The sequence below is a fragment of the Cupriavidus sp. TMH.W2 genome, assembly GCF_050847365.1.
In the GTDB taxonomy this organism is placed as follows: domain Bacteria; phylum Pseudomonadota; class Gammaproteobacteria; order Burkholderiales; family Burkholderiaceae; genus Cupriavidus.
On the sequence record NZ_CP193793.1, the window covers coordinates 2,001,950 to 2,026,562 of the forward strand.

Annotated in this window: 20 protein-coding genes; 7 read left to right on the forward strand and 13 right to left on the reverse strand. The window is 65.7% G+C overall.

From position 1 onward, the window contains the following. Positions 1–9: 9 nt before the first annotated feature. From ACREYQ_RS26565 to ACREYQ_RS26580, 4 genes are all read right to left on the reverse strand, one after another. Positions 10–1,164 carry a DSD1 family PLP-dependent enzyme gene (locus tag ACREYQ_RS26565; protein WP_432260957.1) on the reverse strand — a complete coding sequence of 385 codons (1,155 nt, stop codon included), beginning with the start codon at positions 1,162–1,164 and terminating at the stop codon, positions 10–12. Next, positions 1,157–4,189, reverse strand: coding sequence for an FAD-binding and (Fe-S)-binding domain-containing protein (locus tag ACREYQ_RS26570; protein ID WP_432260958.1), 3,033 nt, complete (start codon positions 4,187–4,189; stop codon positions 1,157–1,159). Before ACREYQ_RS26570 ends, ACREYQ_RS26565 begins: the two co-directional genes overlap by 8 nt. Before the next feature lie 64 nt (positions 4,190–4,253). Further along, the gene (locus tag ACREYQ_RS26575) at positions 4,254–5,528 is read right to left on the reverse strand and encodes an MFS transporter (RefSeq protein WP_432260959.1); all 1,275 of its coding nucleotides are present in this window, start codon (positions 5,526–5,528) and stop codon (positions 4,254–4,256) included. 233 nt (positions 5,529–5,761) lie between these two features. After that, positions 5,762–6,982: a pyridoxal-phosphate-dependent aminotransferase family protein gene (locus tag ACREYQ_RS26580; protein WP_432260960.1), complete on the reverse strand. Its 1,221-nt coding sequence runs from the start codon at positions 6,980–6,982 to the stop codon at positions 5,762–5,764. Positions 6,983–7,153: 171 nt separating this feature from the next. Here ACREYQ_RS26580 and ACREYQ_RS26585 point away from each other — a divergent pair, with 171 nt between their 5' ends. Together ACREYQ_RS26585 and ACREYQ_RS26590 are read left to right on the forward strand one after the other, a co-directional pair. Further along, positions 7,154–7,873, forward strand: a complete 720-nt coding sequence (locus ACREYQ_RS26585) for a GntR family transcriptional regulator (RefSeq protein WP_432260961.1) — start codon at positions 7,154–7,156, stop codon at positions 7,871–7,873. A 626-nt stretch (positions 7,874–8,499) separates the two neighbouring features. Beyond that, positions 8,500–9,723: a polyhydroxyalkanoate depolymerase gene (locus ACREYQ_RS26590; RefSeq protein WP_432260962.1), complete on the forward strand. Its 1,224-nt coding sequence runs from the start codon at positions 8,500–8,502 to the stop codon at positions 9,721–9,723. Between the two features lie 75 nt (positions 9,724–9,798). Here ACREYQ_RS26590 and ACREYQ_RS26595 read toward each other — a convergent pair whose 3' ends face one another. The 5 genes from ACREYQ_RS26595 to ACREYQ_RS26615 are packed head-to-tail and all read right to left on the reverse strand — an operon-like array spanning position 9,799 to position 14,818. Beyond that, positions 9,799–10,764, reverse strand: a complete 966-nt coding sequence (locus ACREYQ_RS26595; RefSeq protein WP_432260963.1) for a tripartite tricarboxylate transporter substrate binding protein — start codon at positions 10,762–10,764, stop codon at positions 9,799–9,801. Between the two features lie 33 nt (positions 10,765–10,797). After that, positions 10,798–11,688 (reverse strand): amidohydrolase family protein, encoded by an 891-nt coding sequence (locus tag ACREYQ_RS26600; RefSeq protein ID WP_432260964.1) that lies wholly within the window; start codon positions 11,686–11,688, stop codon positions 10,798–10,800. Continuing rightward, complete coding sequence (locus ACREYQ_RS26605; protein ID WP_432260965.1) at positions 11,681–12,877, reverse strand: CaiB/BaiF CoA transferase family protein; 1,197 nt, start codon at positions 12,875–12,877, stop codon at positions 11,681–11,683. Before ACREYQ_RS26605 ends, ACREYQ_RS26600 begins: the two co-directional genes overlap by 8 nt. Positions 12,878–12,901: 24 nt before the next feature. Beyond that, the gene (locus tag ACREYQ_RS26610; RefSeq protein ID WP_432260966.1) at positions 12,902–13,894 is read right to left on the reverse strand and encodes a tripartite tricarboxylate transporter substrate binding protein; all 993 of its coding nucleotides are present in this window, start codon (positions 13,892–13,894) and stop codon (positions 12,902–12,904) included. A 45-nt stretch (positions 13,895–13,939) separates the two neighbouring features. Further along, complete coding sequence (locus ACREYQ_RS26615) at positions 13,940–14,818, reverse strand: HpcH/HpaI aldolase/citrate lyase family protein (RefSeq protein ID WP_432262667.1); 879 nt, start codon at positions 14,816–14,818, stop codon at positions 13,940–13,942. Positions 14,819–14,912: 94 nt separating this feature from the next. Here ACREYQ_RS26615 and ACREYQ_RS26620 point away from each other — a divergent pair, with 94 nt between their 5' ends. Beyond that, a complete protein-coding gene (locus ACREYQ_RS26620; protein ID WP_432260967.1) occupies positions 14,913–15,788 on the forward strand; it encodes a LysR substrate-binding domain-containing protein in 876 nt (291 codons plus the stop codon). A gap of 343 nt (positions 15,789–16,131) precedes the next feature. Then, on the forward strand, positions 16,132–17,283 hold the full coding sequence (locus ACREYQ_RS26625) for a hypothetical protein (protein WP_432260968.1): 1,152 nt from the start codon (positions 16,132–16,134) through the stop codon (positions 17,281–17,283). A 113-nt stretch (positions 17,284–17,396) separates the two neighbouring features. Here the strand turns inward: ACREYQ_RS26625 and ACREYQ_RS26630 are convergent, their stop codons facing one another. Continuing rightward, on the reverse strand, positions 17,397–17,660 hold the full coding sequence (locus ACREYQ_RS26630) for a helix-turn-helix domain-containing protein (protein ID WP_432260969.1): 264 nt from the start codon (positions 17,658–17,660) through the stop codon (positions 17,397–17,399). 267 nt (positions 17,661–17,927) lie between these two features. Here ACREYQ_RS26630 and ACREYQ_RS26635 point away from each other — a divergent pair, with 267 nt between their 5' ends. The 3 genes from ACREYQ_RS26635 to ACREYQ_RS26645 all read left to right on the forward strand — a co-directional run bounded on the left by ACREYQ_RS26635 (position 17,928) and on the right by ACREYQ_RS26645 (position 21,394). Further along, positions 17,928–18,899, forward strand: a complete 972-nt coding sequence (locus ACREYQ_RS26635; RefSeq protein WP_432260970.1) for a quinone oxidoreductase family protein — start codon at positions 17,928–17,930, stop codon at positions 18,897–18,899. Between the two features lie 91 nt (positions 18,900–18,990). Further along, a complete protein-coding gene (locus ACREYQ_RS26640; RefSeq protein ID WP_432260971.1) occupies positions 18,991–20,313 on the forward strand; it encodes an MFS transporter in 1,323 nt (440 codons plus the stop codon). Between the two features lie 625 nt (positions 20,314–20,938). After that, the gene (locus ACREYQ_RS26645) at positions 20,939–21,394 is read left to right on the forward strand and encodes a histidine phosphatase family protein (RefSeq protein WP_432260972.1); all 456 of its coding nucleotides are present in this window, start codon (positions 20,939–20,941) and stop codon (positions 21,392–21,394) included. A gap of 47 nt (positions 21,395–21,441) precedes the next feature. On the opposite strand, the gene ACREYQ_RS26650 is transcribed toward ACREYQ_RS26645, so the two are convergent. The 3 genes from ACREYQ_RS26650 to ACREYQ_RS26660 all read right to left on the reverse strand — a co-directional run bounded on the left by ACREYQ_RS26650 (position 21,442) and on the right by ACREYQ_RS26660 (position 24,551). Continuing rightward, a complete protein-coding gene (locus ACREYQ_RS26650; RefSeq protein ID WP_432262668.1) occupies positions 21,442–22,170 on the reverse strand; it encodes an amino acid ABC transporter ATP-binding protein in 729 nt (242 codons plus the stop codon). Between the two features lie 77 nt (positions 22,171–22,247). Continuing rightward, positions 22,248–23,351: an amino acid ABC transporter permease gene (locus tag ACREYQ_RS26655; protein WP_432260973.1), complete on the reverse strand. Its 1,104-nt coding sequence runs from the start codon at positions 23,349–23,351 to the stop codon at positions 22,248–22,250. A 3-nt stretch (positions 23,352–23,354) separates the two neighbouring features. Then, on the reverse strand, positions 23,355–24,551 hold the full coding sequence (locus tag ACREYQ_RS26660; protein ID WP_432260974.1) for an amino acid ABC transporter permease: 1,197 nt from the start codon (positions 24,549–24,551) through the stop codon (positions 23,355–23,357). Positions 24,552–24,613: the final 62 nt, after the last annotated feature.

Consider the following 24,613-nt stretch of genomic DNA (forward strand, 5'->3'; position numbering starts at 1 on the left):
AATCCCGCGTCAGCGGATCAGGCCGCGCGCATCCACCTCCCACAGGGCGACGACTTGCCCCGCGCGAAAACACACGTACTGCGCATGCAGGTTCGCGGTGGGATCGCAGTGCCCGGGCACCAGCAAAAGCTTGTTGCCCAGCAATCCCTGGCTGTCTGCGTTCAGCACTTCCAGGACACCGTGTTCATCGTTCGCCGCGACATAGCGCAGCCATCCGCCGCGGTCCCTGGGCCACAGGCGCGGCAGGCCGGAGTCCACCGCGACCGATTTCAGGCCCACGTCGCAGACCGCCACGCCGTGCCGCGCCGTGCTCATGACCGTTGCCGACAGGAACAGGCTGTGCTTCGGCTGGAACTGACCCAGCCATTCGCTGGCGCCGTAGTGGCCGTCCAGGAAGAGATAGGTGCCCGGCTGGACTTCGGTGTAGACCCCGCTCTGGCAGTCGAACTCGGCCGTGCCGGTGCCGCCGCCGGTGATCACCGGGCAGGCAATGCCCCGTGCATCGAGATGCCGCACGTAGGCGTCCACCGCTTGCGCGGCGCGCTGGGCGGCCTGCCGGCGCTGGAGCCAGACCGGCAGGTGCTGCGCGCCGCCGTGATACGCCTGCAGTCCGCCGAAGCGCAGCGCCGGCGCCTCGCCGATGGCATCGGCCAGCCGGCTCAGCCCATCCGTGCTGTTGACGCCGCAGCGCCCGTGCCCGACGTCGACCTCCGGCAGCACGGTGATGCGCACGCCGCCGGCTTCGGCCGCGGACGCTATCGCGGCCACCTGCCGCACGTCATCGACGCAGAGGCTCAGCTGCACGTGGCGGGCCAGCTCCACCGCCATCGCCAGCTTGTCCGCGCCGACAAACTCATTGCTGATGTGGATGTCCGCGATGCCGGCGGCAGCGAACGGATAGGCCTCGCTGAGCTTCTGGCAGCAGATCCCGACCGCGCCGGCGGCGATCTGCCGCTGCGCAACCGCGACGGACTTGTGCGCCTTGGCATGCGGGCGCAGGGCAACGCCGCCGGCGTCGGCCAGGCCCTGCATCTGCGCGAGATTGCGGTCGAAGGCATCGAGGTCGACCAGCAAGGCCGGCGAGCCCACGTCTGCCACGCGGTCGCCGATCCTGGCCTGAGCCGGCGGCCGCAGCCGCGTACGGTCGTGCAGGGGCTCAGACATGGCGGCCTCCCTCGAGGGCCATCGCCAGCACCCGGGCCACGTGCAGCGCCTCGGCGTCGGCGCCGTCCAGGATCTGGTGGCGGCAACTGGTGCCGTCCGCGACCACGATGGCGTCGGGCGCGCGTTTGCGCACCGCCGGCAGCAGCGACAACTCCGCCATGGCCTTCGACGCTTCGAAGTGCTCCGCCTCGTAGCCAAAGCTGCCGGCCATGCCGCAGCAGGATGACTCCACGGGCACTACGTTCAGCCCCGGAATCCACCCGAGCACGGTCTGCACCGGCGTGAACGCATCGAACGCCTTCTGGTGGCAGTGGCCGTGCACGACGGCCTCGGATGCCTGCAGCGGCTGCAGCGGCAGGTTCAGCCGGCCCGCGCCCTGCTCCCGCACCAGGAACTCCTCGAACAGGAACGACAGGCCGGCAAGCCGCCTGGCCTCCTCGCCATAGCCGTAACTCAAGAACTCATCCCGCAACGACAGCAGGCACGACGGCTCCAGGCCGACCACCGGCACGCCGCGCTCGACGAAGGGGCGGAACGCGTCCAGCATGCGCCGCGCCTCTTGCTTCGCCTGGTCGACCAGGCCTGCCGCCAGGAAAGTACGGCCACAGCACAGCGCGCGTTCGCCTTCACGGACGTTGAAGTGCACCGTATAGCCGGCGGCTTCCAGCACGGCCTGCGCGGCGCGCGCGTTGTCGGGTTCCATGTAGTTGCTGAAGGTGTCGACGAAGAGCAGGACTTCCCGGCCGCCGGCCTTGCCCGCTGCGTTGCCGCGCCCCGCCAGGAAGGGCTTGCCGAAGCGCGGCAGCGACCGCTGCGGGGCAAACCCCAGCGCCCGCTTGATCCAGCCCGAGACCCCGGGCACGCTGTCGGCCAGCGCCAGCAGGCCTGGCACGCGCGCGGCAAGCGGCGCATAGCGCGGCATGAACGCCACCATGCGCTCGCGCAGGCTGATGCCGTGCCGCGTGGCCCAGGCATGGCGGGCCTCGATCTTGAACTTCGCCATGTCGACACCGGTCGGGCAGTCACGCTTGCAGCCCTTGCACGAGACGCACAGGTCCAGCGCTTCCTTCACCTCCGCGCTGGCCAGTCCGTCCGGGCCGAGCTGGCCGGACAGCGCCAGCCGCAGCGTGTTGGCACGGCCGCGCGTCACGTGCTGCTCGTCCTTGGTCACGCGATAGCTCGGGCACATGGTGCCGGCGTCGAACTTGCGGCAGTGGCCGTTGTTGTTGCACATCTCCACGGCCGATGCCAGGCCGTGCGTGGCCGTGTCGGTGCCGGTGCCGGGCGCGGTCTCGGCGCCGGTCATCGGGTCCCGCCGCACATTCCACGCCGACCAGTCCAGCGCGGGCGTCAGCGGCAGCGCCGCGTAGCCGGGGGCAAAGCGGAAGTGCTCGCGCGCGTCCATCTTCGGCGGGCGCACGATCTTGTCCGGATTGAAGCGGTTGTCGGGGTCGAACAGCGCCTTGATCTCGCTGAACGCCGCGTTGATGCGCGGGCCGTACTGCCAGGCCACCCATTCCCCGCGGCACAGGCCGTCGCCGTGTTCGCCGGAGTAGGCGCCCTTGTACTCGCGCACCAGCTCGGCGGCCTCCTCGGCGATCTCGCGCATGCGCACCGCGCCGTCGCGCCGCATGTCCAGGATCGGGCGCACGTGCAGCGTGCCGACGCTGGCGTGGGCATACCAGGTGCCCTCGGTTTCGTGCTTGTGGAAGACCTCGGTCAGCCGGCGGGTGTACTCGGCCAGGTGCTCCAGCGGCACCGCGCAGTCCTCGATGAACGACACCGGCTTGCCGTCGCCCTTCATGCTCATCATGATGTTCAGGCCGGCCTTGCGCACATCCCACAGGGCCTTCTGCGCCTTCTCTTCGGCCATCTTCACCACCGAACCCGGCAGGCCGAGGTCCCCCATCAGCTCGACCAGCCGGTCAAGCTGCGCCAGCAGCGCCTGCCGGTCCTCGCCGGCAAACTCCACCAGCAGGATGGCCTGCGGATCGCCGGCCAGCGCGCGCTCGACCACGGGGCGGAAGGCCGGGTTCTCCCTCGACAGATCGATCATGGTGCGGTCGACCAGCTCCACCGCCACCGGACGCAGCTTGACGATGTGCTGCGTCATGTCCATCGCCTGGTAGAACGTGGGGAAGTTGACCACGCCCAGCACCTTGTGCGCCGGCAGCGGCGACAGCGTCAGCGTGAGCTGGCGGCTGCAGGCCAGCGTGCCTTCCGAACCGACCAGGATATGCGACAGGTTGGCATGGCCGTCGTCCGTATAGGCAAGCGGGTTCTGGCAATCGAACAGGTCGATGTTGTAGCCGGCCACGCGGCGCAGCACCTTGGGCATGCGCTCCGCAATCTCGTCGCGCTCGCGCCGGGCGATGCGCTCCAGTCCGCGCAGGATGCCTTGCGCGCGCCCTGCCGCCACCGGCTGCGCCAGCGAGCCAAAGTGGCATTCGCCGCCGTCGGCCAGCACCGCGTCGATGGCCAGCACGTTATGCACCATGTTGCCGTAGGCAATCGAGCGCGAGCCGCACGAGTTGTTGCCGGCCATGCCGCCGATGGTGCATTGCGCCCCGGTGGAGACATCGACCGGGAACCACAGTCCGTGCGGCCTGAGCCAGGCGTTGAGGTGGTCGAGCACGATGCCCGGTTCCACCGTCACCGTGCGCGCCGCGGCGTCGAAGTCGATGATGTTGTTGAGCCATTTGCTGTTGTCGATGACCAGGGCTTCGCCCACGGTCTGGCCGCACTGGCTGGTGCCCGCGCCGCGCGCCAGCACCGGCACGCGCTGGTCGCGCGCGATGTCGAGGGCGCGCAGCAGGTCGGCCTGGTCGCGCGGGACCACCACGCCGATCGGCATGATCTGGTAGATCGACGCGTCGGTGGCATAGCGGCCACGGCCGGCCCGGTCGAACAGCACGTCGCCGCGCAGCTCCTTGCGCAGGAGCGCGGACAGCGGCGAGGCAGCGCGATGCCGGGCGGGCACCAGGTGGATCGGCTTGACCAGCAAGGGGGACGAAGAAGTATTCATGGCATTCGGTAGACAATGGTTCTGCATGCCCGCGGCGCTGCCGTGGCTTGACTTGGAACCCGTTTCAGGCATGCGAGCGCGAAGCAACCGGCGCACCGGCCGCATCGGTCTCGAAACGGCTTTCCGGCTGCATCCGGAAGGCGAGCATCACGCCCAGCGCCATCAGCACCATGCTGCCGATAAAGGGCAGTTCCCAGCTGCCGAAGCGGTCGATCAGATAGCCCGACAGGACTGGCGAGATGATGGCCGCCAGCGCCGACCCGGAATTCATCATGCCGCTCGCCGTGCCGGCGTGCTCCGGGGCGATGTCCATGGGGATCGCCCACATCGGACCGATGGTCATCTCGGCAAAGAAGAAGCCGAAGGCGAGGCACGCCATCGACACGTACAGGTCGTGCGTGAACAGCATCGGCAGCAGCGACAGCATGGTGAGCAGCATGCAGACCGCGACCATCCAGCTGCGCGCACGCTTCAGGCATCCCGTCTTGTGGTAGATCTTGTCCGTCACCATGCCACCGAGGGTGTCGCCGACAACGCCGGCAAAGAACACCGCGGACGCGAACACCGCGGACTTCTTCAGGTCCAGCGAGTAGCTGTGCAGGAAGTACTGCGGAATCCAGCTCAGGAACAGCCACAGCGTCCAGCCGTAGCAGAAGTACACCACGGTAACCGGCGCCATGCGCCTGAACAGGCGGCGCCACGGCACGTTTGTGGTCTTCGGCTTCGGCGTCGGCAGCGCATCCAGTTCATCCCTGGTGATGCGCGGATGGTCCTTGGGATGCTCGGTAAAGCTCCACGCCCACAGCGCCACCCAGACCAGGCTGATCACGCCGCAGATGTAGAACGACTCGCGCCACCCGTACACGGCCATGATCGCCACCACCGCGGCCGGGGCCACGGCATTGCCGACCCGTGCGCAGGCGTGGGTGATGCCTTGTGCAAAGCCGCGTTTTTCCCTGGCGACCCATCGCGACATCGCCGCGGTGGCCGCGGGAAAGGTGGCGCCTTCGCCAAGGCCGAGCAACAGGCGTGCCGCCAGCAGCGAGACCAGGCCACCGGCCATGCCGGTCAGGAACGTGGCAATGGCCCAGAGCACGCCGCAGACCAGCAGCGTGCGCCTGGCGCCGAAGCGGTCGCTGACCCATCCGCCGATGATCTGGAACACAAGGTAGGGGTACGCGAACGCGGAAAAGACAAGACCGATCTCGGTCTTGCTGAGGTTGAATTCCTGGCCGAAACCCGCCGCGGCCGTGCTCACATTGACACGGTCGAGATAGGTGATGAAATACATGATGCATAGCATCACCAGCACAATGCTGGTCGCACGAAAGCGCTTCATGACTTGTCTCCGGACTGCTGGTTCCGGCGCCGACTGGCGTTGGCGCCGGTGACTTCAGATCGCCGCCGGCTCTGGGTCCGGCTTGGGCGAACACGGGTGGATGCCGGCAAGATGCGAAGGCGGCTGCCGCCCTGCCGATCCCCTGCGCGGTGATGGCATGCTCTTGTGACGCTCCGGCGTGACTGGAAAGCCGGCTGCGCGTCCTCCGCGCGCCGGCCTTTACTGGCTGCCGCTCAGGCGGCGGCCTTGAGAACGGGCATGTCCGCGTGCGCTGCCAGGTAGTCCATGGCCGCCACAATCCCGCTGCCGGCTACCGGCACGCCCGCCAGCTTCAGTCCCATCTCGCAACCGGCGAGGGTCGCCATCAGGGTCAGGTCGTTGCAATCGCCGAGATGGCCGATGCGGAACATGCGTCCGCGCATCTTGCCCAGCGCCTGCCCCAGCGACATGTCGAAGCGCTCATAGATGATCTTGCGCACCGCATCGGCATCGACGCCGTCGGGCATCATCACGCCGGTCAGCACCGGGCTGTACACGGCGGGATCGGCGCACTGGATCTCCAGCCCCCAGGCGCGCACGGCACGGCGCGTCGCTTCGGCCAGGCGCTGATGCCGGGCGAAGACATTGTCCAGGCCCTCGCCGAGGATCATGTCGAGCGCCTCGGACAGGCCGTACAGCAGGTTGGTATTCGGCGTGTAGGGCCAGTAGCCGTTCTGGTTGGCCTCGATGATCTCCGCCCAGCCCCAGAACGCGCGCGGCAGTCTTGCCGTCTGGCTGGCAGCGATCGCCTTGGGCGAGAGCGCATTGAAGCTGATTCCCGGCGGCAGCATCAGGCCCTTCTGCGAGCCCGACACGGTCACGTCCACGCCCCACTCGTCATGGCGGTAGTCGGCCGAGGCCAGCCCGGAGATCGTATCCACCAGCAGCAGCGCCGGGTGGCCGGCGGCATCGATGGCCCGGCGCACCGAAGCGATATCCGACGTGACCCCCGTCGAGGTCTCGTTGTGCACCACGCACACCGCCTTGATTGCGTGGCCGGTGTCCTGGCGCAAACGCGCTTCGATCATGTCCGCCTGCACCCCGCGGCGCCACCCTTCAATGCCAGGCAGGCCCAGGAACTCCGGCTTCAGGCCGAGCGCTTCGGCCATCTTCTTCCACAGCGTGGCGAAGTGACCCGTCTCGAACATCAGCACGTGGTCGCCCGGGCTGAGCGTGTTGGTCAGCGCCGCTTCCCACGCCCCCGTGCCGGAAGCGGGATAGATGATCACCGGGTGCCGGGTCTTGAAGATCTGCTTGATGCCGGCCAGCACCTTGCGGCCCAGCGCGCCGAACTCGGGACCGCGGTGGTCGATGGTCGGATAGCTCGTCGCGCGCAGGATGCGGTCGGGGACCGGGCTCGGTCCGGGAATCTGCAGGAAGTGGCGGCCAGCGGGGTGAAAGTCGAGGTGAATCATGGGAGCGATGCCTCCTTGTTGAATAATGAATTTTGAATTCAATCGACTATAGCAGACGAAAAATCTGGATCCAAGCCGGAATTTGGCCTGAAATCTCGGTGTATACCCGACGTTTTGAGCGAAGAATGAAGATGCAGTAGAATCCTCCGCAACGCGTATAGAGGACATTGAATGCAAAATTCACTTATGGAAGAGGCAGTTGCACGCCCCGCCGCGGGCCCGTCGCTGCCGCGCCTGGCGCGTCCGCGCCTGCATGACACGGTGGTCGGGCACCTGCGGCAATGCATCGTCGAAGGCGTCCTCGCTCCTGGCACCAAGCTCAATGAGCGTGAGCTTTGCGAGACCCTGGGCATCTCCCGGACACCCCTGCGCGAGGCGTTCAAGGTGCTGGCGGCAGAGGGCCTGATCGATCTCTCGCCCAACCGCGGCGCAAGCATCTCCCAGATGAGCGAGTCCGAGATCCGGGAGAACTTTGAGCTGATGAGCGGCCTGGAAGCGTTCTCGGGCGAACTGGCCTGCGAGCGCATCACCCCCGCCGAGCTGGCGCAGATCAAGGCGCTGCACTATGCGATGCTGGTCTGCCGCACGCACAACGATCTGCCTGGCTACTACAGCCGCAACCAGGAGATACACGACCGCATCAACGAAGCCGCACGCAATTCGGCGTTGCGCCAGGCCTATCAGTCGACCAACCGGCGCCTGCAGGCGATGCGCTTTCGTTCCAACCAGCAAAGCGGCAAGTGGGACGAGGCCGTCGATGATCACGAAGACATGATCAAGGCCCTGGAAGCCCGGGACGGCAAGAAGCTGGCGGCCGTATTGAAGCGGCACTTGCTGGAAAAGCGCGATGCGGTGTTGACGCTGGTGTCGGGGGATGGGATTTCTGGGTAGAGAGTGAGAGGCTTCGAGCCCTGCCTGTCCGAGCGTAACTTGCAAAGGCTTACAAATAGCACCGCGGATAGCCAGACCGCATTTGGCTTACTGGAATCAGAAGATCACATCCCGCCAGAAAATCGCCCAATATTTGCATCGAACGCCTTGCCTCTGCCCTCTTCATTGCGAGAAAACCATGCAAAACGTTGCAATAGGGTTAGATCGCATGTGTTACCAAATGTAAATCGTGTAACTTGATTGCACGGTGTTCTGCCGGCATTGCGATGCAATGCCGGTGGCTTTGGGTGGTAGGGGGCGTCATGCAGTATTCCAGCCGATCCGCGTGCGACCAGGCTCGCGCGCATCTGTCAGGCCGCAACGGCCGCCACGGCAAGTCCGGCGCTTCCCGCAGTCAGTCGATTCGACCTCGAAGACACCTGAGCCGCGCGCAGCACTTCTCAGTGCACCAGCGCCACCGTCGCGCAGGCGGATCCGTGGCAGAAGCCTGTCGGCCGCCCACCCAGCCTGCGCGATGCCGGCCATGCGGCTGTCGGGCACGCCATCCGCGCTGAAGCCCGCGTCGCGCAGCGCGTTCCTGCGCGAAGACAACACTCCACAACCCGATCCAAGAGGCGGGAATCGCCATGGCACTCTATGCTCTGCGGGAACTCACGCTGCAATCCCTTGGACCGCTCGAGGCAATCATCGAGGCAGGTTCCCGTGCAGTCAGTTTCTGGGGCGAGTCGCTCGCCTGGCTTCCGGGCATCCGCGAAGCCGACGCCGTGCTTGAACTGTTCACGCGGCTGACCAAGGCCTACGGCAAACCTCGCTTTGGGATCGACGAGGTCATCGCAGGCGGGCAACGGGTCGCCGTCACCGAGACCGCGCTTGTCGAAGAGCCCTTCTGCCGGCTGCTGCATTTCAGGAAGGATATGCCCTGCCCTGGTCCCCGGGTGTTGCTCGTGGCGCCGCTCTCGGGCCACTACGCCACCCTGCTGCGCCCAACGGTCGAGGCATTGCTGCCCGGTCACGACGTCTACATCACCGACTGGGCCGATGCGCGCCTGGTCCCGCTTGACGCCGGGCACTTCGACCTTGGCGGCTATGTCGATTACCTGAAGAAATTCTTGCGATACCTCGGCACCGGCACGCATATCGTGGCGGTTTGCCAGCCGGGGGTCCCGGTGCTTTGCGCGGTCGCCCAGATGGCCGAAGACGACGAGCAGCTGCAGCCCCGCTCCATGACCCTCATCGCCGCGCCAATCGACACCCGCGTCAGCCCGACGGCAGTCAACCGGTTTGCCCGACAGCATTCGCTGGCATGGTTCGAGGCGAACGTCATCGAGCAGGTACCTGTCGGCTACCCGGGAAAAGGCCGCCAGGTTTATCCGGGCTTCCTCCAGCTTGCCGGCTTCGTATCGATGAACGTCGCACGCCACGCCGGCGCGCACCTCGACTTCTACCGCCACCTGGTCGATGGCAGGCGGAGCGAGGCTGCCAGGCATCGCCAGTTCTATGACGAGTACAACGCCGTGCTCGACGTGCCGGCCGAGTACTACCTGGAAACCATCCAGAAGGTTTTCCTGGAGCATCACCTGTGCCGCGGCAGCATGGAAGTCGGCCAGCGCCGTATCTGTCCCGAGGCCATTACGAACGTTTCATTGCTGACCATCGAAGGCGGCGACGACGACATCACCGGCCGCGGCCAGACCCAGGCGGCTCACGCACTCTGCGCAGGCCTTGCCGCAGAACGGAAAGAACACCTGGTCGTTGACGGCGTGGGTCACTACGGCACCTTCGCCGGCCAGGGATTCCGGCAATCCATCCTGCCTGCCATCACGCAGTTCATTCAACGGTGCGCTGACTGAGCGCTGTGGCGCGTCGGCACGGCCATGCTCGTACTGCCGCCCTGCACCCACCAGGTGCTGAATGGCAGCGGCGCGTTATTCAACGCGGACGCCACGTGCCTTGACCAGGGCGTGCCAGCGCGCCGACTCGGCCTGCAGGAAGCTCCTGAACGCTTGCGGCGTGTTGCCGACCGGATCGAGTCCGGCTTGCTGCAGCCTGGCGCGCACCCCCGGATCGGCCACCGCCTTCTGTACGGCGCCGGCAATTGCCTGTACGCGATCCGGTGCGGTCCCCCTGGGCAGGAACACGCCGTTCCACTCAAGCACTTCATAGTCGGGCATGCCGCTCTCGGCCAGGGTCGGCGTATTGGGCAAGGCCTTCATGCGCGTCCTGGACGTCACCGCCAGCGCGCGCAGCTTGCCCCCGGTCACGTATTGCAGCGTCGACGCCGTATTGCCGAAATAGGCCGCGACCTGCCCGCCCATCACGTCGGTCAGTGCCGGCGCGCCGCCTTTGTACGGAACATGGAGCAATTCGATCCTGGCCTGCTCATTGAACATCTCCGCAGCCAGATGCGAGCCGGTGCCAGCGCCGGCGGAGGCATAGGTCAGCTTGCCCGGCGACTTCCTGGCCGAGCCGATGAAGTCGGCAACGGTCTTGTAAGGCGCGCTCGCCGCGACCACCAGGATCTGCGGCGCCGTGGCCACCAGCGAGATCGGAATGAAATCGCTGCTCGGGTCGAACGGCAGCTTGCGCAGCGCGCCGTTGACCGCGAACGCCGAGGCATCGTACAGCACCGTGTAGCCATCCGGGGCAGCCTTGGCCACTGCGTCGGCGCCGATGACGCCGCCGGCGCCCGGCTTGTTGTCGATGACGACGGTCTGGCCAAGGATCTCTCCCATTTTCTGGGCCACGACCCGCGCCGTGTTATCGGCACCGCCGCCCGCCGAATAGGGCACCACCATGCGGATCGGCTTGTCGGGGAACGCGAAGGCGCCGAGCGGCACCGCCGCCGCCAGAATCGCCAGGCTTTTGCCAAGACGCTGCAGAATGATTTTCATGATGTCTCCGATTTTCTATTTGGTTCGGGCCGGCTATGCGGTCTCGAATCCGTACAGCAAGGCAGGGTTGTCCACCAGGATGCGGCGCCGGAGCGCCTCGGTGCCGGTCCAGCGGGCCAGCAGGTCGTACAGCAAGGCATCGTCCGGCTTGAAGCAGGTCTCCGTGCTGTGGGGCCAGTCACTGCCCCATACCAGCCGTTCCGGCGCGGTGCGCACCCATGCCATCGCCACCGGGTCGATGTCCGCATAGCTCCCGGCGGCGCCGACGATGGAATCCAGATATGCGCCGGACAGCTTCACCCACGCGTTGCCGCGCGCCAGCAGGCCGGAGATGACTGAGAACGCAGCGTGCCCCGTTCCGCCGGGCAGCGGCAGGCGGCCCAGGTGGTCGAACACCAGCGGCGTGCGCAGGCGTGCCAGCAAGTCGCCGTAGGCGACGATCTGGTCCGCGGTCCAGTGCAATTGCAGATGCCACCCCAACCCGGCAACGCGATCGGCGAGCGCTTCCACCATCTCGAAGCTCACCGCCGCGTGGGCCTCGGTGTAGAGCGAGAACCGGATGCCCCGGATCCCACCCGCATGCAGGCCATGCAGGGTCTCGTCTGTCACATCCGGCCGCACCACCGCCACGCCGCGCGCATGGGCCATGCCCAGCTTCCGGATTGCATCGAGCGTAGCGCTGTTGTCCGTGCCGTAGCAGCGAGGCTGCACGATGACCGCGCGGCTCGTGCCCAGCAGCCCTTGCACGCCACGGTAGTCATCCACGGTGGCATTTGCCACCACCGGCGCAATCGCCGCGAAGCGCGCGTCGTAGATATGCAGGTGAGCATCGCAGGCGTTGGCGAGCGCTGGGCTGCGTGGCGCGCCGCTTGCCGAACTGTTCGGCACCAGCGGGACCGGGCCGCCGTAGCGGAGGTCAGCCATGTCCTGCCAGCCTGTCCGCCGCAGCGCGGACCCGGTCCCCGTGCTGGTCGAGCGCGGGGGCGGCGAACGGTTCCGGACCGGGCGTACGCCCGAACTTCACGGCGCGCGTGAAGCCGCGATAACGGCCAACCACGGGGTGTTCAAACGTTGCCAGCATCCCTTCGGCGGCGACCTGGGGGAAATCGAACATGTCCTCCACCGAGCGAGCGGCCGCGCACGGCACTTCCTCGCCGAAGATGGCCTCCCATTCCAGCGCCGAACGCTCCTGCAGCGCCGCGTGCAGGCGGGGCACGATTTCCCCATGATGTTCGGCGCGCTTGCGCACGCTGTTATAGCGATCGGTCGACAGCAGATCGGCCAGGCCGGTCTTCTCGCACAGTGCCCGCCAGAAATGCGGGGTATTGGCCGAGATATAAAGGTAGCCGTCCCGGGTCGGATGAATGCCGGTGATCCCGCCGGAGCGCATGTCGCGCCCGACCTCCCTGGGCTCCGATTCGGCCCAGACCATCCGGGCCGACTGCATGGTCAGCGCCGCGCGCAGCAGCGACACGCCCACATACTGCCCCGCCCCGCTCTTCTCCCGCTCGTAGAGCGCTGAAGACACCGCACCCGCGACCAGCGCCGAGGCATAGTAGTCAACCACGGAGCCGTACAGAATCTCCGGCGGCCCGCCGTGCTTGCCCTGCAGCGTGCACATGCCGGTCATGGTCTGCAGCACCTGGTCGTAACCGGCCTTGTCCTTGAGCGGACCCGTCTCGCCGTAGCCGGTGACGGCGCAGTAGATCAGCCGCGGGTTGACCTGGCTGAGCTGCTCGTAGCCAATGCCGAGCCGGCCTGGCACGCTCGGGCGGAAGTTATGCACCAGCACATCCGCGTTGCGCACCAGCGCCAGCAGCCGCTCCAGATCGGCCGGGTGCTTCAGGTCGAGCACGACGCCCAGCTTGCTTCGGTTGACGCCCAGGAAGGCCCGGCTTTCGGTCTCCAGCGTCGACGGATACTTGCGCAGGTTGTCGCCCACGGGCGGCTCGACCTTGATCACGTCAGCGCCCTGGTCGGCGAGCAGCGAACAGCCGTAAGGCCCGGCGATATAGGCGCTCAGGTCGAGCACGCGCACGCCGCTCAGTGGACCTGGCTGTCCCGCCCGGTCCGAGCCGAAGACATCGTCCCCGGCAGTGGTGTTGACTTGCATACAGCCTCCGAATCAGCCAGGCGTTCAGTCCGCGACAATGTTCTGCTGTTTGGCCAGCGCCTTCCACCGCACCACGTCGGCCGCGATCGTCTCGGCGAACTGTTGGGGGGTGACGGGCTTGGCCTCGGCGCCTTCCCTGAGGATGGCCGCCTTGACGTCAGGCCTGGCGAGCACCTGGTTCACCGCCGCATTCAGCCGCGCGACGACGGCCGGCGGCGTGCCTGCCGGCGCCAGCAGGCCCCACCAGAGTTCAAACTCGTAGCCGGGGACCGCGCTCGCCATTGGCACCAGCTCCGGCGCGACCGGGCTTGGCTTCAGACTGGTGATGCCCACGGCCCGCACCTTGCCGGCGCGGACCATCGGCAGCAGCGAGGGGCCGCTCGAAATCAGCACCTGGGTCTGGTTGCCGATCAGGTCGGTGATGGCGGGGCCCATGCCACGGTAGGGTACGTGGGTGATGGCCAGCTTGCCGGCCTTGGCCTTGAGCAGCTCGGTGCCGAACTGGTTGACGCTGCCCGGGCCGGAAGACGCGTAGTTGAACTTGCCCGGATGGGCGCGGATCGCGCTGATCAGTTCCTGCGGCGTGCTGGCGGGAAAGTCGTTGCTGACCGCCACGATGAACGGCCCCCTGGCAAGCATCGCCACTGGCGCAAAGCTCTTGACCGCGTCGTACGGCAGCTTGCCCTGCACCGCCGCATTGGTCGTCATGCTCGACGACACCGCGACCAGGGTATAGCCGTCCGGCGCCGCCTTGGCCACCATGCCGGTTCCCGTATTGCCGCTCGCGCCGGGGCGGTTGTCGATGATCACCGTCTGCTTCAGTTCCTCGCCGATTTCCTTGGCGACGATACGGGCGAAGATGTCGTTCGAGCCGCCAGGCGGATACGGCACGATGATCGTGACGGGCCTGGACGGATAGGGGCTCTCTGCGGCTGCGTCGGCCCCTGCCGCCCAAGCGCCGAACGCGGCGATCAGCCCGAAGCATGCGGCGCCCCGACGCGGCTGTAAGTTCGTCATGGTCTGTCTCCTGTATGGATTTTTATGTGGGTCTGTGCTGAGGGGTCAGGCGGCAATCAGTCCAAGCTGCCGGGCCATCGCGACCGTGGCCTGCGCACGACGGACGAAGGGGGCATCGATCATCTTCCCATCCACGACGTAGGCGCCGACGCCGTCGGCCTGCGCCTGGGCGGCGGCCGCCACGACCCGCAGCGCGTGCGCGATCTCGTCGTCGGACGGCCGATAGACATGGTTGGCCAGCGCGATCTGGCTTGGATGGATGCAGCTCTTGCCCAGGAAGCCCATCTGCCTGGACATCTCCGCCTCGGCACGGAAGCCCTCGGCATCGCGAATGTTGGCGAATACCGTGTCATAGGCGTAGACGTTGGCTTCGGCGGCCGCCATGCGCACGGCGAACATGGCCGATGCAATGGCTGCTGTGTTGCGCCGATGAACGCCGGCGGGCTCGAACAGATCGCCCAGGCCAAGCTGCAGGCCCGCCACGCGCGGATGCGCGCCGGCCAGTTCGGCGGCACAGCGCAGCGCCGCTGGCGATTCAATGTTAAGCAGCAAGCGGACCTTCGCATCCGTTGCGGTGAAGCCGTTGGCCCGCTCCGCCTGTTCTACCGCCGCCGCCGCGCGGCGGACGTCGCCGACACTCTCCGGCTTGGGCAGGTTGACCAGATGCACGCCGGGCACCACCACCGCGGCCAGGTCAGCCTCGAAATGCCCGGTGCCGAGGCCGTTGACGCGAACGATCAGGGTCTTTGCCGTCGAGCGGGCCTCAGCGGAACGCAGCCACCGGGACAGCAGGTCACGGGCCTCCGCTTTCTTGTCCTCGGCCACCGCATCCTCCAGGTCAAAGGACAGTGCATCCGCGTCGCTCGCGAGCGCCTTGGCAAAAAACTCCGGGCGGGAACCGGGGACGAACAATTTGCTTCTCATGGCCAACACCGTGTCTTGTAGGAGGCAATGCAGTGTGGCGCAGCCAGAAGAGAAGATAAACTATACTTTCCTACCTTCGCACAATAGAAATTCTATGGAGACGAGCTACCTCAAGGCGTTCAGCCTGGTTGTGGAAACAGGCACGCTGGCGGAAGCCGCGAGGCGGCTCAACGTGACGCCTGCGGCAGTTTCCCAGCAAATCCAGGTACTGGAGCGGGAACTCGGCACGGCATTGCTGGCACGTGCCGGCCGTACGGTGGCGCCCACCGAGTCCGGGCGCCGCCTTGCTGCGCGCTGTGTCTCGCTGCTCAGGGAAGTCGACGCGCTGAGGGGATGGGTGAACCAGGCGGACGAGATCCGCGAGCTGCGCATCGGCACCATCAATACGGCGCTCCACAGCCTGCTGCCGGACGCCCTTGCGCGTTTCGCGGCCAGGCATCCGGGCGTGTCCGTCCGCATCCGGTCCGCCATGTCGAGCGAGCTCTACGACGCGGTCAAGCAGGCGGAGCTTGACGCCGCCGTCTGCCTGCACCCGCCCTTCTCCATCCCCAAAGCCTTTGCCTGGGAACTGCTGCGCAAGGAACCGCTGGTCGTGCTTGCCGCGCAGCGGGACCGGGAAGCGGATCCGCTCGAGCTGCTGCGCACCAGGCCACTGATCCGCTACGACCGCAGCCTCGGCGGCGGCAAGCAGGCCGACGACTACCTGCGCAAGGCCGGCATCACGCCAACGCAGGAGCGCTTCGAGCTGAGCTCGCTCCTCGCAATCGCAATGATGGTGGATCGTGGCCTGGGGGTGTCGCTGGTCCCGGACATCGCATCGCCGCTGACTGCCGGCCTGCGTATTGCAAAGCTCCATCTGCCGTCAGAGCCCGAGCCACGCCGGTTCGGCCTGCTGTGGCGAAGGACGTCGCACAGCGCCAGCCTGATCAGAGACTTCCTTGAGCAGGCCCGGCTCGCGGCCCGATCGTAGCGGCGCGTTGGACCGGACCGCCCGGGGGGCGAAAATCCGGAACTCGGACTTGGTGTTCCTGGAATAGCCAGGCTTACGCTGGCAGGTACCGCAGCGCTTATCAGGTACTCCCGGCGTGCTCCCGGCGCAAGGCGTGCCGCTGGTCGACTAGAATTATTTACAGTCGCCCCTATGCGGAGGCGGCTATCGCCCTGGGAACATGTCATTGCGCAGCGCCGGTGATATTGGCCGCGCAGTGGACACCTGAGGGAATAAATGAGGCGCCTGCAACGCTTATATTGAGCGCCTTTTCGCGTTGAAGCATTGCGCAGCCGGGGTGTTCCTCAGAAGATGGAGGTGCCCAATGGAAGCCTCGCGTCACGTCCCTGCCGTCGAATCCCCCACGCGGAATATCGACGCGGCAGTCCCTCCCCGAACCCGGTTCACGCCCCGCCATCTGTGCGGCGTAATGTGTGGCGTCGGCCTCCTTGTACTGTCGCTGGGATCCTCCCTTGCTGGTGGAGAAACGATCCTTCCACCGACATCCACGGTTGCGTCGACCGTTCCGGCCAACCATGACCTCAATCCCTACGGCATTGCCTTTGTGCCTGCCGGCGTTGCGTCGGGGGGTGCGCTGAAGCCGGGGGACGTGGTGGTGTCCAATTTCAATGCGCACTCCAACAAGCAAGGCACGGGAACGACCATCGTGAAGCTGGTGACCGACGCCAAGCCAGTCACCTTTTTCCAGGGGCAGAATCTGGGGCTCACTACCGCACTGGCTGTACTGAATAGCGGATTCGTGCTGGTCGGCAATCTTCCGACGACGAATGGCACAACCATCAGCTCCACCAGCTCGCTATTGGTGATCACTCCCCAAGGAGAGCTTTTCAGCGTGCTGAAAGATCCAAACCTCCTGGACGGTCCGTGGGACATGACGGTCATCAACGATCAGGGGTCGCAGGTCACGGCGTTCGTATCGAACGTCTTGAACGGAACCGTGGCAAGGATCGATATCAACATTGGCCCGAGCGGCGCAACGCTTTTGAATACCTCTCATATCATTGCGTCCGGCTACATGCACCGGCCCGATGCCGCGGCACTCGTTATCGGCCCGACAGGACTGGCCTATGACGCGGCCCACGATGTGCTCTATGTCGCATCGACCAACGACAATGCCGTGTTCGCAATCTCGCACGCTGCGGCGCTTACGCAAGACAACGGACCGGGAACGGTGATCTATCAGGACAATGACCACCTTCGCGGGCCGTTGGCACTGGCGCTTGCGCCGAATGGAGATCTGGTGACGGCGAACGGAGACGCGATCAACGCCAATCAGCAACATGGGAGCGAAATCATCGAGTTCACGCCCCAAGGGCAATTCGTCGCGGTGATGCAAGTCGATCCGGCACCCGGCTCCGCGTTTGGCCTCGCATTCGGACGGGGCGGCGGCGGCCAGTCACAGTTCGCGGCGGTGAACGACAACACGAATACGGTAACCGTCTGGACGCTGCGCTAGATCGGTGGTGATTGACCTCGGGGACGCCGCCATGGCAGGTAGTGTCCCCCATCATTGTGGCTTCGGCCCTCGCAGGTGCGTGGCGCCGGGCCGGTGCCTTTGATTTCAGACTATCACCTGTGTTGCAGCAGATTACGGCGCCACTCCTGTGGCGCGCAGCCGACCTCTGCGCTGAACCAACGCGTAAAGGCGCTGTGGCTGCGGTGGCCCAGCATGGCGGCGATCTGGCCAATGCCGTAATGGGGGTTGGCCAGGTAGCGTTGCGCAAGATCGTGGCGCACCTGGTCAAGCAGCGCCGTGAACGACAGCCCCTCGGCATCCAGCGCGCGTGCAGGGTTCGCATGCTGCGGCCCAGCCCCAGCGCTACGCCCGCGCATGTGGCGCGCCCCGAAGGCAGCAGCAGGTAGATGGCACAAAGCCGGCCAACGCCGCTGCGCGCAGCAAAGTCACCAGCCGCAACACGTCCGCCAGGGGAAAACCCGGAGTGGCACAAATAGTACAGCCGTTGGCATGAAATGCAAAAGGTGGAAACGCCAGGATTTCCTACAGTTACCACCGACAGAACAAGGGACGCCCGATCCGAGCCGGTGGCCGCGTGCACTCGATGTCATCGCCGAGCTTTCGGCTTAGTCAGGAGAATTCTCATGGTCAAGGCAGTACGTTTCTACGAAACCGGTGGCCCCGATGTGCTGAAGGTCGAACACGTCGAAGTCGGCGACCCCGGTCCAGGCGAGGCGCGCGTGCGCCACAGCTTCATCGCGCTGAACTTCATCGACACCTACTTCCGCACCGGGCGCTACCCGCTCGACCTGCCCAACGGCCTGGGCTCCGACGCCGTGGGTGTGGTCGAGGCAGTGGGGCCCGGCGTGGACTACCTCAAGCCCGGCGACCGCGTGGGCTACCTTGTCGGCCCGCAGGGCGCGTATTCCGAAGTGCGCGTGATGCCCGCCGCCGTGCTGATTCCGCTGCCCGATGGCATCAGCGATCGTAGCGCCGCCACGCTGATGATGAAGGGCATGACGGCGCAGTACCTGTTCCGCCAGGTCTACCCGCTGAACGGCGGTGAAACCATCCTGTACCACGCCGCCGCGGGCGGCGTGGGCCTGATTGCCTGCCAGTGGGCGCGCGCCCTCGGCGTGACCATTATCGGCACCGTGAGCACCGACGAAAAAGCCGCGCTCGCAAAAGCCAATGGCTGCACGCACACCATCGTGACCTCTCGCGAAAACACCGTGGAGCGCGTAAAGGAACTGACCGACGGCAAAGGCGTGAAGGTGGTCTTCGACTCGGTGGGCAAGGACACGCTGATGACCTCGCTCGACTGCCTGCAACCGCGCGGCAGCCTGATCAGCAACGGCACCTCGTCGGGCCCGGTGGTCGTCGATTCGCAACTGCTCGCGGCAAAGGGTTCCATCTGGATGACGCGGCCCGCGATGATGCACTACATCAACCCGCGCCCGCACATGCTGGACATGGCCAGAGAGCTGTTCGAGCACGTGCTCGCCGGCCGCATCGTCAGCGAACCGCAGCAGGAATTCGCGCTGGAAGACGCGGCCAACGCGCACCGTGCCCTGGAAGGCCGCAAGACGGTCGGCTCCACCATCCTCGTGCCCTGACCGGCCTGACTCGCCCAGCCCCTCTTCCGCACGCGGGAGAGGGCGCCATGCAAAAAAAACAATTCATGGTATTGCCCCCACGGAGACTGCGATGGACTTGAGTACGGCGACCCACTTGCGGGCCAACCCCGACGACTACCTCTTTGGCAAACGCCAGGCGTGGTTCGCCTTTGTGATGACGGTAGCGCTGATGCTGGCGGACTACATCGACCGTCAAGTCATCGTCTCGCTCTTCCCCCACCTGAAACTGGAGTGGGGCCTGTCGGACAAGCAGCTTGGCGCGCTGGTGTCCGCCGTGTCCGTCACCGTGGCCGCGGGCGCCGTGCCGATCGCGCTGTGGGCCGACCGGGGCAGCCGCGTCAAGAGCATCGTCGTGATGGCCACCGCGTGGAGCCTGGCCTGCATCTCCTGCATGTTCACGCGCAACTACAGCCAACTGCTTATCGCGCGCGCCGTGGTGGGCGTGGGCGAGGCCGGCTACGGCTCGGTGGGCGCGGCGCTGCTGACCAGCCACTTTCCGGCGCGCATGCGTTCCGCGCTCATGGGGGCCTTCTTCGCGGCAGGCTCTTTCGGCTCCGTGCTGGGGGTCATGCTGGGCGGCGTCATTGCCGCGCACTGGGGTTGGCGCGCCGCATTTGGCGTGGTGGGCATACCAGGGCTGGCACTCGCGCTGCTCTACATGTTCGTGCGCGACTACCGCACCGTGGCACTAAGCCCACGGCTCGACCAGGCCACGCAAAGCCTGGGCAGCAGCGCCCGCGCCATCGTGGCGGCGCTCACGCGCTCGCCCTCCATGCTGTGGGTGTGCCTGGGCTCGTCGGCCCAGGTGATCGTGCTGTCCACCGTCTGGGCCTGGCTGCCCAGCTACCTGAACCGCACGCGCGGACTGCCGCCGGAAAAAGCCGCTGTCAGCGCCGCACTGGTGGTGCTGTGCGGCGCCGTGGGCGCAGTGCTGTGGGGCGCAGTGGTGGACCGCTCGGGCCGCCACCGCCCGCGCAACAAGCTGACCACCGTGGCGGTGCTGTGCCTGCTCTCCATGGCGATGCTCATGCCTTCGCTGGGCGGCACCGGCCTGGCCCTGGCACCCGGCCGGCAACTGGCCTGGATCGCGGTGGGCGGCTTGCTCATGACCTGCACCGCCGGCCCCGCGGTTGCCCTGGTTCTCGACGTGGTGCACCCCGGCATCCGCGCCACGGCCGGCGCGGTGCTGGCCATCTTCCTGAACCTGTTCGGGCTGGCGGCAGGGCCATTCATCGCCGGGGTGCTGTCCGACCTGTGGACGCTGCCCGTGGCGATGGCCATCATGCCCGCATTCTCGGTGCTGGCGGCGCTGGGCTTTCTGGTCGCGGCGCGCACCTATGAGCGCGATGTGCAGGGCATCCGGGAACAGGTAGCGGCAGAGACCGTGGCATAACGGCACGAACGAAAACACGGACGGGCTGAATATGGACCGTAGCGTTGGCCGCCGACTGCAGTCATTTTTGAGAGCAGTACATATCATGACGGGCATGAGATAGCCTGGGTGCGGCACCGCACAGACGCGAAACACCAGGCGCTGGAAAGAGAAAGCAAAGGCGGACCTCTCGCCACTGCAGGCAAAATAGGTCGCAAGTAGCCTCGCCGCCTATGTTTGTCGACGCACACATGAGGCAATTCGGCGTCAGTTAGAGTGAGGGACGTGTGAAGAATGGACTAGCCCTAGCCAAGTGATCGAAGTGTTCGGGCGGCCAGTGAGTCCATTTCCATCCGAGATATACCCGTGCCAGACCAGGCGCGCTCCGCCAGGAACTTTGCGATAAATGGGCCGGTCAGGTCCACGGGATCGTGCCATCAGGCCACATCGCCAATCTTCCGTGGATTCAGTTCAGCTCCGTTGCGCCGCGAGACGTCCGCAACCTCATGCTTACAAACTTGAGCAGCCGGAGAAGCCCCTTCTTCTTCCTCTGTTTCGTCCTTTTGCTGACGCAGTCAGCCGGACAGGCCTTTGCCAGCGACGAGCAGGTCTGGGCGGCATTAAGACAGGGGGGCAGGTTGTCCTGATGCGTCACGCTCATGTCGACATGCGAGCAGGGATAGGGCATCTCGCGCCCGGAAACTGCGCGGAAGAAGTAAACCTCTCGCCTGGCGGCATGGAGCAGGCCAAGCGTATCGGCGAAGCCTTCCGCGCTCACAAGATTGCGGTCGGGGAGGTCCTGACCAGCCCCTATTGCCGTTGCATCGACACCGGCACCCTTGCGTTCGGTCGCGCGACGCCTGCCCAATATCTCAGACCACCCGGTACCGTATCGGAAGACCAGGCCAAATCAAATCGACAACGTATGGTCCAGGAAATTCTGACGCACCACGGGCCCTCAAACTTGATCATGATTACCCATGATCTCAACATTGCCGACCTGGTGCTTGAGGGAACGGTTTCGATGGGTGAGTTTTTCGTAGTCCAACCGAAAGGCACAGATTTCGACATAATCGGTAAAATTCAATTGAACAATCGGTAACTCAAGCGCACGAAATTTGCGGCATTCGACAGGCGGCTGGTACGGCCTCATCGATTGAGGATCTGGCTCAGGAACAGTTTCGTCCGGTCGTGCCGCGGGCGCGTGAAGAACGCCTCAGGTTCGTTTTCCTCGATGATCTCGCCGCCGTCCATGAATATCACGCGATTGGCGACCGTCTTGGCAAAGCCCATCTCGTGGGTCACGCAGAGCATGGTCATCCCGCTCCTGGCCAGTTCCACCATGACATCGAGCACCTCCTTGATCATCTCCGGGTCGAGCGCCGAGGTGGGCTCGTCGAACAACATGATCTTGGGGCGCATGCAAAGGCTGCGGGCGATCGCCACGCGCTGTTGCTGGCCGCCGGAGAGCTGCCCCGGGTACTTTTTCGCCTGCTCGGGAATGCGCACACGCTCGAGGTATTCCATCGCGGCCTGCTCGGCTGCCTTTCGCGGCGTCTTGCGAACCCACATCGGCGCCAGTACGCAGTTCTCCAGGACCGTGAGATGTGGAAAGAGATTGAACTGCTGGAACACCATACCCACTTCGCAGCGGACCTTCTCGATGTTTTTCACGTCGCTGGTGAGTTCGACGCCGTCAACGACGATCCTGCCGCGCTGATGCGCTTCCAGGCGGTTGATGCAGCGGATCAGCGTGGACTTCCCGGAGCCCGAGGGCCCGCAGATGACGATGCGCTCGCCTTTCGCGACACTCAGGTTGATGTCCTTGAGCACGTGGAAGCTATCGAACCACTTATGCACGCCACGCAGCTCGACCATGGCCTGGCCGGCGCTCGCGGCGTTGCCTACCGGGTCGACGGCCTGTACGGCATTCATGTGCGTCTCCTCATTGGATCTCAGCGTCGTTGACCGGCTTGCAGCCTCTTCTCAAGCCACTGGCTGTAGCGCGACATGCTGAAACAGAAGACCCAGTAAACGCCTCCTGCAAAAACGTAGCCTTCGGTCGAAAACCCCAGCCAGTTGGTGTCGGCATTGGCGGCCTGGGTACTGCCGAGCAGGTCGAACAGGCCAATGATGAGTACCAGGCTGGTGTCCTTGAAGAGCCCAATGAACGTGTTCACGATGCCCGGGATCACCAGCCTGAGCGCCTGGGGCAGGATGACCAGCACGGTCGACTTCCAGTAGCCCAGGCCCAGCGCCGCGGCGGCCTCGAACTGGCCCCTCGGAATGCCCTGCAGGCCGCCGCGCACCACCTCCGCCATGTAGGCGGACGCAAACAGCGCCACGCCGATCAGGGCGCGCAGGAGCTTGTCGAAGCTCAGCCCTTCGGGCAGGAAGAAGGGCAGCATCACCGATGACATGAACAGGACGGTGATGAGCGGAACGCCGCGCACGAGTTCGATGAACGCCACGCACAGGGCCTTGAGAATGGGCATGTTGGTGGCGCGCCGGCCGAGCGCGAGGACGATTCCCAGCGGCAGGGCCGCCACCATGCCGACGATGGCGATCACCAGCGTCAGCGACAGCCCGCCCCATTTGCTCGTTTCGACGTGGCTCAGGCCGAAGCGGCCGCCGACAAGAAGGTGGAACGCAATGACGGGATAGACGAGGAGGATAACGGTGCCCAGCCACGACTTCAGCGCAAAGCGCCTGAAGCACAGTGGCGCGATGAGCGCCCCCAGCAGCACGATCGCGAGGTTCACCCGCCACTGCTGGGCGACCGGATAGAAGCCGTACATGAACTGGTTGAGATGCACGCGGATGAATGGCCAGCACGCGCCGACCCTGGAGCAGGCCTCACTGCTGGCACCCCGCCAGTCGGCCTTGATCAGTGCCCACCCGACCACCGGCGGCACAACGAGGTAAAGGAGATACAGCGAGAGGAACGTGAGCGCGCAGTTCAGGGGCGAGTCGAAGAGGTTCTTGCGCAGCCAGCCCAGACCCGCCGTCCGGGCGGATGGTGGTGGCAGGTCGGCGTGGCGCTGCTGGCAAGTCGTCATGGCCTAGCGCTCAACCAGCGCCATGCGCGCGTTGAACCAGTTCATGAACATCGAGATCACGAGACTGATGACGAGATAGACCGCCATGGTCATCGACATCACCTCTACGGCCTGGCCCGTCTGATTCAGGGTGGTTCCGGCAAAGAGCGACACCAGGTCCGGATATCCGATTGCCGTGGCCAGGGAGGAGTTCTTGGTGAGATTCAGGTACTGGCTCGTCAACGGCGGGATCGTCACCCGCATCGCCTGGGGGATGATCACGAGCCGTAATGTCCAGCCCGGGCGCAGTCCGAGCGCGTACGCTGCTTCCGTCTGCCCGGGGGACACCGAGAGGATGCCGGCGCGCACCGTCTCGGCGATGAAGGCGGCGGTATAGATGGAGAGCGACAGCAGCAGCGCGGCGAGTTCCGGGATCACATCCACGCCGCCAACGAAATTGAAGCCGGCAAGCTCGGGCTTTACCCATTGCAGCGGTCGGCCCGTGAGCACGAACGCGACGAGCGGCACGCCCAGCAGCAAGCCGGTGGCAGCAAGATACGCGGGGAAGCGCTTGCCCGTGCGGTCCCGGCGATGCCGCGACCAGCGCACGAGGGCGATGGACGCGACCATCGCCGCAACGAACGCGAGGACCATCCAGCCAAATCCGGCCTGCGCGACCGGGCGCGGCAGGTAGAGGCCCCGCAGCGTCAGGAAGAACGAGTCGCCGACGTGCAACGCCTCGCCCGGCGGCGGCAGGTTCAGAAAGACCGCGAAGTACCAGAAGAGGATCTGGACGAGTAGCGGAAGGTTGCGGAAGGTCTCGATATAGGCCGACGCCAGCTTTGCCACCAGCCAGTTCCGGGAAAGCCGCGCCACGCCGATGATAAAGCCGAGGATGGTGGAGCAGACGATGCCCAGCCCGGAAACGAGGAGCGTATTGAGCAGGCCAACGACGAAGGTCCGCCCGTAGGTCGAAGTTTCCTCGCTGTAGGGAATCAGCGACTGGTTGATGGCGAAGCCCGCCCGGCTCGAGAGGAAGCCGAATCCCGTCGAAATGCCGCGTACCTCGAGGTTGTGCATCAGGTTGCGGACCAGGTAGGCGGCGAGCGCAACGACACCCGCGATCACCAGCACCTGGAACAGGATTGCCCGGACGCGGGGATCGTTCCAGGGCAGTGGCCGTGCCGGCGGCGCTTCACGAGATTCCTTGGTCTGGGCCATGGTCCGGGTCGCAGCAGATTCCTGGCCTGAAACCGGCAGGCGCCACGCCCGCTCACGGATCT